The organism is Amycolatopsis sp. NPDC104775 (assembly GCF_055583325.1).
Genome location: NZ_JBVJOE010000004.1, coordinates 486686 through 499700 on the forward strand (window position 1 = coordinate 486686; position 13015 = coordinate 499700).

Annotated in this window: 13 protein-coding genes and 1 tRNA gene; 10 read left to right on the plus strand and 4 right to left on the minus strand. The window is 70.6% G+C overall.

Annotation, left to right across the window (positions count from 1 at the left end):
* Window positions 1-21 precede the first annotated feature (21 nt).
* The 5 genes from ACZ63D_RS20920 to ACZ63D_RS20940 all read left to right on the plus strand — a co-directional run bounded on the left by ACZ63D_RS20920 (window position 22) and on the right by ACZ63D_RS20940 (window position 5559).
* Window positions 22-669: a YdcF family protein gene (locus ACZ63D_RS20920; protein ID WP_465355978.1), complete on the plus strand. Its 648-nt coding sequence runs from the start codon at window positions 22-24 to the stop codon at window positions 667-669.
* Between the two features lie 30 nt (window positions 670-699).
* Window positions 700-1998 carry a deoxyguanosinetriphosphate triphosphohydrolase gene (locus tag ACZ63D_RS20925; protein ID WP_465355979.1) on the plus strand — a complete coding sequence of 433 codons (1299 nt, stop codon included), beginning with the start codon at window positions 700-702 and terminating at the stop codon, window positions 1996-1998.
* A 34-nt stretch (window positions 1999-2032) separates the two neighbouring features.
* Complete coding sequence (locus ACZ63D_RS20930; protein ID WP_465355980.1) at window positions 2033-3106, plus strand: serpin family protein; 1074 nt, start codon at window positions 2033-2035, stop codon at window positions 3104-3106.
* Between the two features lie 89 nt (window positions 3107-3195).
* The gene (locus ACZ63D_RS20935) at window positions 3196-4929 is read left to right on the plus strand and encodes a glycosyl transferase (RefSeq protein WP_465356302.1); all 1734 of its coding nucleotides are present in this window, start codon (window positions 3196-3198) and stop codon (window positions 4927-4929) included.
* Window positions 4930-4992: 63 nt separating this feature from the next.
* Entirely contained in the window at window positions 4993-5559 is a 567-nt protein-coding gene (locus ACZ63D_RS20940; protein ID WP_465355981.1) for a carboxymuconolactone decarboxylase family protein, read from the plus strand.
* A 64-nt stretch (window positions 5560-5623) separates the two neighbouring features.
* On the opposite strand, the gene sigJ is transcribed toward ACZ63D_RS20940, so the two are convergent.
* On the minus strand, window positions 5624-6565 hold the full coding sequence (gene sigJ / locus ACZ63D_RS20945; RefSeq protein ID WP_465355982.1) for an RNA polymerase sigma factor SigJ: 942 nt from the start codon (window positions 6563-6565) through the stop codon (window positions 5624-5626).
* Between the two features lie 50 nt (window positions 6566-6615).
* Here sigJ and dnaG point away from each other — a divergent pair, with 50 nt between their 5' ends.
* The 4 genes from dnaG to ACZ63D_RS20965 are packed head-to-tail and all read left to right on the plus strand — an operon-like array spanning window position 6616 to window position 10447.
* Window positions 6616-8529: a DNA primase gene (gene dnaG / locus ACZ63D_RS20950; RefSeq protein ID WP_465355983.1), complete on the plus strand. Its 1914-nt coding sequence runs from the start codon at window positions 6616-6618 to the stop codon at window positions 8527-8529.
* 1 nt (window position 8530) lies between these two features.
* Window positions 8531-9052: a hypothetical protein gene (locus ACZ63D_RS20955; RefSeq protein WP_465355984.1), complete on the plus strand. Its 522-nt coding sequence runs from the start codon at window positions 8531-8533 to the stop codon at window positions 9050-9052.
* A gap of 52 nt (window positions 9053-9104) precedes the next feature.
* The gene (locus tag ACZ63D_RS20960) at window positions 9105-9872 is read left to right on the plus strand and encodes a trans-aconitate 2-methyltransferase (RefSeq protein ID WP_465355985.1); all 768 of its coding nucleotides are present in this window, start codon (window positions 9105-9107) and stop codon (window positions 9870-9872) included.
* The gene (locus tag ACZ63D_RS20965) at window positions 9872-10447 is read left to right on the plus strand and encodes a class I SAM-dependent methyltransferase (protein WP_465355986.1); all 576 of its coding nucleotides are present in this window, start codon (window positions 9872-9874) and stop codon (window positions 10445-10447) included. Before ACZ63D_RS20960 ends, ACZ63D_RS20965 begins: the two co-directional genes overlap by 1 nt.
* Before the next feature lie 11 nt (window positions 10448-10458).
* On the opposite strand, the gene ACZ63D_RS20970 is transcribed toward ACZ63D_RS20965, so the two are convergent.
* On the minus strand, window positions 10459-10638 hold the full coding sequence (locus ACZ63D_RS20970; protein ID WP_465355987.1) for a hypothetical protein: 180 nt from the start codon (window positions 10636-10638) through the stop codon (window positions 10459-10461).
* A gap of 177 nt (window positions 10639-10815) precedes the next feature.
* Here ACZ63D_RS20970 and ACZ63D_RS20975 point away from each other — a divergent pair.
* Window positions 10816-10891, plus strand: a tRNA-Asn gene (locus ACZ63D_RS20975).
* A gap of 785 nt (window positions 10892-11676) precedes the next feature.
* On the opposite strand, the gene ACZ63D_RS20980 is transcribed toward ACZ63D_RS20975, so the two are convergent.
* Both ACZ63D_RS20980 and ACZ63D_RS20985 read right to left on the minus strand, forming a co-directional pair.
* On the minus strand, window positions 11677-12315 hold the full coding sequence (locus ACZ63D_RS20980) for a hypothetical protein (RefSeq protein WP_465355988.1): 639 nt from the start codon (window positions 12313-12315) through the stop codon (window positions 11677-11679).
* 255 nt (window positions 12316-12570) lie between these two features.
* Complete coding sequence (locus ACZ63D_RS20985; protein WP_465355989.1) at window positions 12571-13002, minus strand: hypothetical protein; 432 nt, start codon at window positions 13000-13002, stop codon at window positions 12571-12573.
* Window positions 13003-13015 lie beyond the last annotated feature (13 nt).

A 13015-nucleotide genomic window follows, 5' to 3' on the forward strand; every position in this document is an offset into this window, starting at 1 on the left:
GGCTCTGGGAGGATGGCCGCCATGGATGCGCGGACTGGTCCCACAGCGGGAAACTGGGTGCGCCGCCTCGTTTTCGGCGCGGTGCTGGCTCTCGTCGCGGTCATCGGGGGAACCGCGTTCCGGGTGTGGCAGGTCGCGCGCGAGAACGACCGGACCCCGGCGGACGCGATCGTCGTGCTGGGCGCCGCGCAATACAACGGCAAGCCGTCGGAAATCTTCACCGCGCGGCTGGAGAAGGCGCGGCAGCTCTACGCCGCGGGCGTGTCGAAGACCGTCATCACCGCGGGCGGCAAGAAAACCCGCGACAACTTCACCGAGGCGACGGCCGGTGCGCGGTGGCTGACCAAGCACGGCGTGCCGGAGGCCGCGACGCTGCCGGTCGGCGAGGGCAACGACACCCTGCGCAGCCTCCGCGCGGTCGCCGACCAGGTGAAGGCGCGCGGCTGGCGTTCGGTGGTGCTGGTCAGCGATCCGTGGCATTCCTACCGGTCGCGGACGATGTCCGAGGACCTCGGGCTGGAGGCCTGGACCGCGCCGACGCACAGCGGGCCGATCGTGCAGGAGCGTTCGACGCAGGTCCGCTACATCTTCCGCGAAACCGGCGCGCTGCTGTTCTACGAGCTCACCAAGTCGCCCGCGGACGACCTGTTCGGCACGACGATGGGCTGAATTGTCGGTCTCCGCGCCTAAGCTGGCGGGGTGAGCGACGGCTACCGCGAGCACGACCGCGCCCGCGTGCTGGCCGAGGAACCCAAGGGCGCGGCGCTGGCCGGTGCGCGGCCGGACGGGCGCAGCGCGTTCGCCCGCGACCGCGCGCGGGTGCTGCATTCCGCCGCGCTGCGCCGGCTGGCGGGAAAAACCCAGGTGGTCGGGCCGGGCGAGGGCGCGGAGGTCAGCGGCGCGCCGCGGACCCGGCTCACGCATTCGCTGGAGGTCGCGCAGATCGGCCGCGGCATCGCCGAGGAGCTGGGCGCGGACCCGGACCTGGTCGACACCGCCGGGCTGGCGCACGACATCGGGCATCCGCCGTTCGGCCACAACGGCGAACGCGCGCTCGACCAAGTGGCCCAGGCGTGCGGCGGCTTCGAGGGCAACGCCCAGACGTTGCGCATTCTCACGAGGCTGGAGCCCAAGGCGGTCGGGCCGGACGGCGCGACGGCCGGGCTCAACCTCACCCGGGCGTGTCTCGACGCCGCCACGAAGTATCCGTGGCCGCGCCGGTCCGGCGAGCCGAAATACGGCGTGTACCCGGACGACATGCCAGTTTTCGGCTGGATCCGCGAGGGCGCGCCGGGTCTGCGCCGGTGCCTGGAAGCGCAGATCATGGACTGGGCGGACGACGTGGCGTACTCGGTGCACGACGTCGAGGACGGGGTGCTGGCCGGGCGGATCCGGTTGCGGCTGCTGGCCGACCCGGAGGAACGCGCGGCGGTGGCCGAAGCCGCGGCCCGGCATTTCTCCACGCTGTCGGTGTCCACTTTGGAAGGTGCGGCGAAGGAGCTGCTCGACCTGCCGGTGGTCGCCGAGCTGGTGCGGGCGGAGCCGGACGGTTCGCTGCGCGCGCAGGTCGCGCTGAAACGGCTCACCAGCGAGCTGGTCGGCCGGTTCGCCTCGGCGGCGGTCACCGGCACCCGCGCGGGCTACGGCGAGGGCCCGCTCACCCGGTACGCGGCGCGGCTGGCGGTGCCGGAGCAGGTCAAGGCGGAGGTCGCGCTGCTCAAGGCGCTGGCGCTGCGCTACGTGATGAGCGATCGCCGCCGGCTGGCGATGCAGGACGGGCAGCGGGAGGTGATCACCGAGCTGGTCGCGGCCCTGTGCCGGCGCGCGCCCGAGGCGCTGGACCCGCTGCTGGCTCCGGCGTGGAACGCGGCGGCGGACGACGCGGCGCGGTTGCGGGTAGTGGTGGACCAGGTGGCGTCGCTCACCGACGCGCAGGCGTACGAATGGCACCGATGGCACACCGGACGGCACGGAACGGCGCCGCCTGCCGAACCGTGAGCCGCGCGACCACCCGTTCCGGTACGGTCGCCGCATGGCCCTGGACAGCCACCTCACTTTCACCCTGGCGTTGCACGGTGCGATCGCGCCCCCGGGAAGCGACGCGTGCTTCTCGCCCTATTCGGCGGCGAGCGCGCTCGGCCTGGCCGAACAGGCCGCGCGCGGACGCACCGCGGAGGAACTGGTCGCGGTGCTCGGCCACGACCAGAGCGGCCTGCTGCACGCCGCCGCCGAGCTGGGCGACGACGTCCGGCTGGCCGTGGCGAACACGCTCTGGGCCTCGGACCTGATCACCGTCGAGGACAGCTTCCAGGCCGCGCTCGTGCGCTGGCCCGGCGGCAAGGCCGAGACCGCGCCGTTCGAGACCGATCCCGAAGGCGCGCGCGAGCGGATCAACGCCGACGTGGACCAGACCACGCACGGACTGATCCCGGAGCTGCTGCCCGAAGGCGCGATCCACTCGTACACCCGCGCCAGCCTGGTCAACGCGCTCTACCTGAAAACCGCCTGGCGGCACCCGTTCCCCGAACACGCCACCGCGGACGCCGATTTCCACACCCCCGACGGCGTGCGCCAGGTGCCGACGATGCACCTGGACGAATCCGTCGGCTACGCGCACGAAGACGGCTGGCAGGTCGTCCGGCTGGCGGCCGAGGGCGGCGTCGAGACGGTGATCCTGCTCCCGGACGGCGACCTCGACAGCGCCGAAGCCGCGCTCGACACCCCAGCGCTGCGCGGGCTGCTGGAAAGCCCGAAGCAGCACAAGATCAAGCTCTCCCTGCCCAAGATCTCGCTTGACGTGCGGGCCGACCTCGAACGGGCGTTGCAGGGCCTCGGCGTGCGCGAGCTGTTCACCCAGGACGCCGACCTCACCGGCCTCACCCCGTACCGGCCGCTGTGGGTGGACAGCATCCTGCACCAGGCCGTGCTGCGGCTGGACGAACAGGGCCTCGAAGGCGCGGCCGCCACCGCTGTCCAGATGCGGACCATGTCGCTGATCTCCGGCGAGCCGCTCGAAGTCCGGGTCGACCGGCCGTTCCTGCTGCTGGTGCGCCACGCCGGCACCGGCGCGGTGTACTTCTTCGCGCGGGTGGTGCGCCCCGCGTGAGCGTGTTCCAGCCCGAAGCGAACCCCGAAACGAAACCCGAAGCACCGCCTCGCGAACCCGGCGAAGCCGCGGCCGCCGCCGAACCGCGGATGCGCCGGTCCTGGGCCGACGCCGGGATCATCGGCGCGTACCTGGCGTTCTCGGTGCTCCTGTTCGGCGGCCTGTGGGCCGATCTCGGCCAGGGCTACCTGTGGAACAGCGCGTCGGACCAGAACCTGTGGGAATGGTTCTTCGCCGTCACCGCGAAATCGGTGCAGCACCTGGAAAATCCGCTCACCAGCGGCCTGCAGAACTATCCGCTCGGCGTGAACATGATGGCCAACACGGCCATGCTCGGCGTCGGCGTCCCGCTCACGCCGATCACGCTCGCCTTCGGCCCCACCGCCACCTGGGCGCTCGTGCTCACCGGCAGCCTCGCCGGCAGCGCGGCGGCCTGGTACTGGGTGTTCTCCCGGCATCTCGTGCGGCACCGGGTGTCCGCGGCGATCGGCGGCGCGTTCGCCGGATTCGCGCCGCCGATGATCTCGCACGCCAACGCGCATCCGAACTTCGTCGCGTGGTTCCTGCTGCCGTTCATCGCGCTCAAGGTGATCCAGCTGGCGCGGGGCGAACGCCCGGTGCGCAACGGGATCTGGCTCGGCGTGCTCACCGCGTACCAGATCTTCCTCGGCGAAGAGCCGTTGCTGATCTTCGCGCTCGGCTTCCTGATCTTCGCGGTCGCTTATTGCGTTTCGCGGCGGCGCGAGGTCAAGGCGATGGTGCGGCCGGTCCTGCTCGGCGGCGGCATCGCGGTGGCGCTGACGCTGGTGGTCGTCGCGTTCCCGTTGTGGTGGCAGTTCTTCGGCCCGGACAGCTACACCGGGCTGGAGCACGGCCAGGTCGGCAACGACACCGCCGCGATGACCCGGTTCGCGACGCAGTCGGTGTCCGGGCAGCCCGAGGCGGCGGCCGCGGTGTCGCTCAACCGCACCGAGGAGAACGCCTTCTTCGGCTGGCCGCTGATCGTGCTGATGGTCGTGGTGACCGCGTGGCTGTGGCGCGAGGTCGTGGCCCGGTCGCTGGCGATCTCGATGTTCCTGATGGCCTGGCTTTCGCTCGGCTCCGAAATCACCGTGCTGCACGAGAACACCGGCGTGCCCGGCCCGTGGAAACTGCTGGCGGACCTGCCGCTGTTCGAATCGCTGCTGGAATCGCGGCTGGCGATGGCCTGCGTGCCCGCGATCGGCGCGCTGCTGGCGATCGCGACCGACCGGGTGTTCGCCGCGGCCGGGAAGGGCGAGCTGAAACCGCCGGTGCGGCTGATCTGGCTCGGCGCGGTCGCGGCCGTCCTGCTGCCGATCGCGCCGACCCAGCTGCTGGTGCAGAAACGCCCGCCGACGCCCGCGTTCTTCGCCGACGGCACCTGGCAGACCTACGTCGCGCCCGGCGGCACCGTCGTGCCGGTGCCGCTGCCGAGTTCGGGGGAGTCGGAGCCGCTGCACTGGCAGATGGACGCCGGCCTGCGGTACGCGATGCCCGAGGGCTATTTCGTCGGCCCGCAGGGCCCGAACGACAAACGCGGCCGTTACGGCGCCTACCAGCGGCCGACCTCGTTGCTGTTCGACCGGGTCCGCGACTCCAAGCAGGCGCAGGAGGTCACCGACGCCGACCGGGACCAGGCGATCGAGGATCTGCGCTACTGGAACGCCAGCGTGCTGGTGCTGATCCCGCGCGAGCACAGCGACGCCTACCGCGCGACCGTCGACCTCCTGCTGCGCAAACCCGGGCAGTACGTGGACGGCGTGTGGGTCTGGGACGTGCGCCCGATCACCGGGCGCCGCTGACGCTGTCACATCCCGCGCGGCTGTCCCGTTCCTCCCTCGAACCACTCAGAAGGAGGACCCGACATGCCTCGTATCCCGGTCAAACGAGCCGCTGACGGCGGCCCGGTGCTCAAGCTCTTCTACCGGATCGCCGGGAAGCGCTACGGCGCGGTGCCGGAGCCGATGGCCGTCGTGGCGCATCACCGCGGGCTGCTGCGCACCAGCATCGTGCACGAGCTAATGGCGGAGAAGGCGTCGAAGCACCTGCCCGCGAGCGTGCGGGAACTCGCCGTGTACCGCGTCGCCACGCAGATCGGCTGCTCGTGGTGCGTCGACTTCGGCACCATGCTGCAGCGGCACGACGGGCTCGACATCGACCGGCTCAAGCACATCGACGAGTACGCGACCTCGCCGCTGTTCACCCGGCAGGAGCGGCTGGCGCTCGCGCTCGCGGACGCGATGTCCGGCCCTTCGGTCACGGTCACCGACGAGCAGATCGCCGAGCTGGTGGCCGAATTCGGCGAGAAGGGCGTGGTCGAGCTGACGTATCAGATCGGCCTGGAGAACTCGCGGGCGCGGATGAACAGCGCGCTCGGCATCGTCGACCAGGGCTTCACCTCGGGCGACGCCTGCCGCGTGCCGATCCCCTGACGCCGGAAAGGCCCGTGAAGGACTCGTTGCGGGGATCAGATTCCCGCAACGAGTCCTTCACGGCCTACTGCTCCGGGCGGGTGATCCGGGTGAGCTTCTCCGGGTTGACCTGGTCGAACAAGCCCGCGATGCGGCCGTCGCGGATGCTGAAAGTCTGCACGCGCTCGTCCAGGGCGAGATAGCCGTCGACCGCGGGCAGCCGCGGCAGCCACAGGCCGAGGTCGCCGTTGACGAGCACCGGCCGCCCGTTCCCCATCGTGCCCGGCGCGTACTTCGCCAGCACCCCGAGCACGAACCGGGCGACCTTGTCCGGTCCGGCGATCATCCGGCGGCTGGTGCGCGAGCGGCCGTTGGAATCGCCGATCATGACCACGTCCGGGTGCAGCAGTTCGGTGACCGCGCGGAGGTCGCCCGCCAGCACCGCGGCGACGAACTTCTCCAGCACCGCCTGCTGCTGCGCCAGCTCGAGCCTGCCGGGCGGATCGGAGTCCTCGACCGCGCGCCGTCCCCGGGAAGCGTGCTGGCGCGCCGCCGCCGGGCTGCAGCCGAGCACGTCGGCGATCTCGGCGAACGGCACCGCGAACGCGTCGTGCAGCACGAACGCCACGCGCTGCTCGGGCGTGAGCCGGTCGAGCACGACCATCGCGGCCATGCGCAGGCCGTCGTCGCGCACCGCGGCTTCAAGCGGATCTTCGCTCGCCGGTGCGCCGAGCGGCGTGACGATCGGTTCGGGCAGCCATTCGCCCACGTACTTCTCGCGCCGCACGGCCGCCGACCGCAGCCGGTCGAGGCAGATCCGGCCGACCACGGCGGTCAGCCAACCGCGCAGGTCGCGGATCCCGGCGCGGCCGGAGTCGTCGAGCCCGGACAGCCGCAGCCAGGCCTCCTGCGCCGCGTCCTCGGCGTCGGCGCGGGTGCCGGTGAGCCGGTAGGCCGCCGCGACGAGGTGCGGCCGGTGGGCGGCGAACTCGGCGGCGAAGTCCTCCAGCGCGGTGGTGGTGCTCATGTCCCGAGTGTGCCGCACGGCGCGGCGGGAGGGAGAACTATTGTGGTGCCGTGGCAGGACTGATTCGGGAGAGCGATATCGCGGAGGTGCGTGAGCGCAACCGGATCGACGAGGTCGTGGGGGAGTACGTCGCGCTGCGCCGTGCCGGCGGGGGCAGCCTGAAGGGCCTGTGCCCGTTCCACAACGAGAAGACCCCGTCGTTCAACGTGCGCCCCACCCACGGGACCTTCCACTGCTTCGGCTGTGGCGAGGGCGGCGACGTCATCAAGTTTATTCAGAAGATCGACCTCGTGTCGTTCGTGGAGGCGGTCGAACGGCTCGCCGACCGGGTCGGGATCCGGCTGACCTACGAGGGCGGCGGCGCGTCGGTGCAGCGCGACCGGGGCACCCGGTCCCGGCTGATCGAGGCGCACCGCGCGGCGGCCGAGTTCTACATCGAGCAGCTCGGCACCGACGAGGCGCGCGCGGCGCGGGACTTCCTGACCGAGCGCGGGTTCGACGCCGCGGCGGCCAAGCAGTTCGGCTGCGGGTTCGCGCCCGGCGGCTGGGACAAGCTCACCAAGCACCTGCTCAACCGCGGGTTCGAGGTGAAGGAGCTGATCGCGTCCGGCCTGTCGAAGGAGGGCCAGCGCGGCCCGATGGACCGGTTCCACCGGCGCCTGGTGTGGCCGATCCGCGACGTCGGCAACGACGTGGTCGGCTTCGGCGCGCGGCGGCTGTTCGACGACGACCGGATCTCGGCGAAGTACCTCAACACCTCCGAAACGCAGATCTACAAGAAGTCGCAGGTGATGTTCGGCCTCGACCAGGCCAAGCGGGAGATCGCGAAACGGCACCAGGTGGTCGTGGTCGAGGGCTACACCGACGTGATGGCGATGCACGCGGCGGGCGTGCCGACGGCGGTCGCGTCCTCGGGCACCGCGTTCGGCGAGGACCACATGAAGGTCCTGCGCCGGCTGATGATGGACGACGACGCCTTCCGCGGCGAGGTGATCTTCACCTTCGACGGCGACGAGGCGGGCCAGAAGGCGGCGCTCAAGGCGTTCGAGGGCGACCAGACTTTCGCCGGGCAGACCTACATCGCGGTCGCGCCGGACGGGATGGACCCGTGCGAGCTGCGCATCGCGAAGGGCGACGCCGCGGTGCGCGACCTGGTGGCCCGGCGCACGCCGCTGTTCGAGTTCGTGATCAAGAGCATGTTGAAGCAGTTCGACCTGGATTCGGTCGACGGCCAGGTCGCCGCGCTGCAGAAGACCGTGCCGATGGTCGCCGCGATCAAGGACCGGGCGAGCCGGGACGGATACGCCTCAAAACTCGCGTGGTGGGTCGGCTGGCAGGACGTCGCGCAGGTGGTCAACCGGGTGCGCGGCGCGGCCGGAGCGGCGGCCCGGCGCGGTCCGGCGGAACCGCAGCCGCGGCGGTCGGCGGCCCGGCAGGAAGCTCCGGCTCCCGAACCGGAGAAGAAGGACCTGCCGCGTCCCGCGCCGAACGACCCGAGGTTCATCGGGCAGCGCGAGGCGCTCAAGGCCGCGCTGCAGCAGCCCGCGATCGCCGGTCCGGAGTACGACTCGCTGCCGGAAGAGGCGTTCACGCATCCGGTGTACGTGGCGGTGCACCTGGCCGTGCTGAAAGCGGGCGGGGCGGCGTCCGGGCTCACCGGGCCCGCGCTGCTGGACGCCGCGGCAGCGCACTGTCCGGAAGGGACCGTGCGCCGCGTGCTCAGCGAACTGGCGGTGGAACCGTTGCGCGCCTTGGGAGAAGTGGACTCGCGCTACATCTCCGGCGTGCTCGCGGGCGTCCAGGAAAACCTCGTCGGCAGGCAGATCGGCGAGATCAAGTCGAAGCTGCAGCGGCTTTCGCCGGTCGAGGCCCCGGACGACTACCGGGCGCTCTTCGGCGATCTGGTCGCGCTGGAGCAGTACCGGAAGTCGCTGCGCGAGCAGGCCGCGAGCGGGTGGGAGTGACGTGGGGCTGCTGAACCGGTTCTTCGGCGGCGGCTTGCCCCCGGGCTTTCCCGGCAAGCTGGCCGAGGGCGAGGATCCGGTCGCCGCGGCCGCGGTCGAGGGCGGCGGGCACCTCGTCGTGACGTCGCTGGGCCTGTGGATTCCGGACGGCGACGGCGCGCGGCGGGTCGGCTGGCACCTGGTGGGCAAGGCGGCCTGGGGCGACGGCGTGTTCACGCTGACCGAATCGGAGGAGACCGGTCGAGCGGGCGCGGTCGCGGTCCTGGCCGACCGCGCGCCGGTGCGGTTCCGGCTGCCGCGGCCGGGGAAGGTGCCGCAGCAGGTGCGCCTGCGCGTCGACGGCTCGGTGCGGGGCAGGCACCGGCACGAGTTCCCGGAGGGCGGCGCGTGGTTCGTCCAGCGCAAGATCCCCGGCCGCGACGGCGTGGAACTGCAGGTGCGCCCGGACCCCGGCACCGACCCGGCACTGGTCGAGGCGGTCGCGGCGGAGGTCGCGGAGAAGCTGGCCAACCGCGCGGAGTAGCAGTACGCTCGTACTCAGTACGGCTGTACTGTTTGCTGGCGAGAGGCTGCTCATGTGGGATCCGGCGAAGTACCTCGACTACTCCGATCTGCGCGCCCGGCCGTTCTACGACCTGATCGGGCGAATCTCGGCGGCGTCCCCCCGCCGGGTGGCCGACCTGGGCTGCGGCCCCGGCACCCTGACTCTCGATCTGGCGCTCCGCTGGCCCGGCGCGGTCCTGGAGGCCATGGACAGCTCGCCGGAAATGGTCGCCGCGGCGCGGGAACGCGGGGTGGCCGCCGAGGTCGGCGACGTCCGGTCGTGGACCCCGAAACCGGACACCGACGTGGTCGTCTCGAACGCGGTCCTGCAATGGGTGCCCGGACACGAGGACCTGCTGCGCCGCTGGGCCGCGGAACTGCCCGCCGGAGCGGTCCTGGCGGTGCAGGTCCCCGGCAACTTCTCCGCCCCTTCGCACGCCCTCACCCGTCAGCTGGCGGCTTCGCCAGCCTGGGCCTCGCGCCTGTCCTCGGTGTCGTTGCGAGCCGAAGACGCGGTCGGTGAACCCCGCGACTACGCGAACCTCCTCGCCGACGCCGGTTGCCTCGTCGACGCCTGGGAAACCACCTACGTGCAACGGCTTTCCGGCCCGCGCGCCGTGCTGGAGTGGATCACCGGAACCGCGCTCCGCCCCATCCGCGCGGCCTTGGACGACGCGGACTGGGCCGCCTTCCAAGACGACCTGGCCCCGCTGCTGGACGAGGCCTACCCGCCGCGCGAGGACGGCACCACCTGGTTCGAATTCCGGAGGATCTTCTTCGTCGCGACGATCCCCGCCTGATGCCGTACTGGAACACGAACGTCGCCCGGCACGCGGACATTCTCCGCGCTGTGCCCGCCAGCTGCGCGACCGCGCTGGACGTCGGCTGTGGCGACGGCCTGCTCGTGCGGAAACTGGCCGGGACAGTGCCTCACGTCACAGGGATCGACAAGTCCCCGGAGATGATCGCTCAGGCCCGCTCCCTGCCCGGCGGGGTCTTCATCGAGGGCGACTTTCTCGCCGCTGAGCTCGGCACTTACGACTTCATCTGCTCCGTCGCCACCATCCACCACCTGGATTTCGAGGCAGCCCTTCGACGGATGCGAAACCTGCTGAGCCCAGGCGGCGTCCTGGTAGTCGTCGGCCTAGCCCGGGACGGGAGCGTGCGAGACCGGGCGGCGACGATCGCGTCCGCGCCGATCGTCCGGATCGTGAAGACGGTCCGCCGCGCACACGGCCCGGAGGGCATGCCGGAAACGCGGCCGCGGATGAGCTACCGCGAGGTCCGCACGGCAGCGCAGCGGCTGCTACCAGGCGTGCGCTACCGCAGACACGTCCTGCGGCGCTACTCCCTCACCTGGCGAAGTCCGTCCTGAGCTGGGCTTCCTCAGCGATTCCCGCGCTCGAACCTCTCGCCGATCTTCGCCCGCGCCACCCCGGCGGCCCCCTGGACCATCGGATGGTCGGCCAGCTTGCGGTAGGTGCGCACGATCTGCTCGTACCGTCCCCGGCCGGCCTTGGTGCCCAGCACGTACCCCAGGCCCACGCCCAGCAGGAACTTCTTCATCGGCGGCCACACCTCTTCCTCAGTAGGGCTTCCGACTGTCCATTGTCCAGCACAACCGCCTCCCGTGCGGGCCCGCGTGCGGCCCGGGCGAAAACCCACCCCCCTGTGCGAGGCCGGAACGGCATGGGCTAAAGTTCTTCCTGTCAGCCCGGAGAGATCCGGACCGGCGAAGCACGATCCCCTGTAGCTCAACTGGCAGAGCATTCGGCTGTTAACCGGAGGGTTCTTGGTTCGAGTCCAAGCGGGGGAGCCAAAGCCCAGGTCATCGACCTGGGCTTTTTTTGCTGTCCGTAAGCAGGGGCGATTTAGCGTCGGTTTTGCCGGTTGCCCCAGCGGTCGGCTGCCGGGGGTCGTCGGTGGTTCGCTGAGCCTGTGGCAGTTCGGAGCGGTGGGGCGGCGTCGCCGCGTTGGCCGCTGTCGATCCTGGCGTGGGCGGCCCTCGCTCGACATGTCGATTGGTCGCTCGACGCTCGCATGCGAGTCGGTAAACGCTGTTGCGATCGACTCGGAGACTGCCGTTGGTGCTCGCACCACATCTGGCCGCGCAGGACACGGACCAGGAACGTCTCGCAGTTGATCTTCACGCGATGGGACCGGCGGCTCCCGGCATCCCGCGTAGGTTTTCTGCGGTAGGCGACTCTCGCTAACGACCACAATGGACAGTCCAGAATCCAAGACTTTTCCGGCGCGGCGGGCTTGCACCATGACCGCGGTGACCATGTCGGGGTTCCCGGGCGAGCTTCTGGGCCAGATGCTGCGCGTATGCCCAGGGCGCGTTGGCGTGTCGCGACGGTGACGCGCCGTCGCCTGGATCGATGACGAGCCGGTCGGGCAGGCGGCAGGCCTTTCCGGTCGATTGTCCACTGTGGAACGCGCAGTTCGATCGCGGCGAGGTTGGCCTGCCAGACGAGGCTGGGGAGGGTGAAGCTGTCGGCAGGGTGCAGCGCTTTGTCCAAATTGGACAAAATCAGGATTCCGCACCTCGGCCCGTTTCCGACGGAAGTGCCGCGATTCGCGAGGGCACCGGAATCTGCGGCTTTACGGGGCGCTGGTGTCTGGCTGTTCGTCGGTTGCTGAGGCTTGCAGGAGACGGACGGTTTTCAGCAGGTTCCTGGATCGGTCGTAGCGGGCTGGATCTTCACGCCAGGCGTCGTAGGACAGGCGCGGCAACAGCTTGTCGACGCAACTGGCGAGCAGTTGGTGTTGCGTGGCCGTGAGCTGGCCGCCGGACTCCAGGAATGCCGTGACGCACTGGCTGACGTCCTGGCCGATTTGGTCGCTCGCGTTGAGCAGAGGCGTAAGCCACTGCTGGTGCCAGAATCGCAGCGCGTGCAGTGCGGCGGGTCGGGGTGCGCCGTACCAGTGTGTCGGGGTGTATGGATTGACCTCGGCGGGGTTTGGGGTGCGCTGGCCACGCCGTTTGGCCGCGCGTCGTGCGGCGGCATAGGCGCGAATCTCGCTGTGCCAAGCGGTCCGGCTGGCCTGCAGCATGTCGAGGGCATCCAGCAGCGCCGCTTCGTCGCGCTGGAAGGGGCCTGCTTCGTGATGAAGAAAGCTCAGCGTGGCGTGGAAGCCGATCGGCCGGTACAGCTGCACGCAGGACCGCAGCGCCGAGACGCGGTTCTGGTGGGACAGGGCGGGGTCGCGCACCTTGCGGGCGAAGTTGCCGAAACTCACGTGGTACCACTCCGGACACTGTCGAGCACCCGGTACGCCGTCGGCCGGGAGTTCAGCCTACTCGACGATGGGTGTGGCTGTCGGCCTCGTGGAGCCTGACCAGGTGGGCCTGCTGCCAGGCCGACAGCTTGGGCTGCTTGCCCTTCGCCTTGGCGCGCGGCCAGGGAATCGCTGATCTCGCGGGCGTCGGGTGCCGACCGGGCCGGGGTTGTCCAGCTTGGGCACGGCTGAGCGCGTCTCCGGCACGGACCGCGCTCAGCGCTGCCGTCGTGCCAGGGTGGTGCGGGCATTATCCGCAGCGGATACGACCACGTACGAACCGAGCACCATCCCGATCGCAACCATCAGCGCCCCCACGCCCCACAGGCCAGAGGTGGCCGAGGCAATTGCTGACACGCACCACGCCACCGTGAACACCACGGACATGACCGGCACCACAACCCACCGAGACAATCCGATCATCGTCCCGGCTACCGCGAGCACAACCAGACACAGCACGCAGCCAACGACTTGCCACGGTTCGTACGGTCCGGTGCGCTCCCTCGTGACCGGATCGATCTGATAAGTGGTATCCGATCCCAACCACGACCACCATGTGGCGATGGTCAGGGCCGCCAGCACGACCGCCCCCAGTACCGAGCGCACCCAGTGCGACGGCGACCCTGTCGCGTCCTGTCTATGATCCATCCTCACAGTGTTC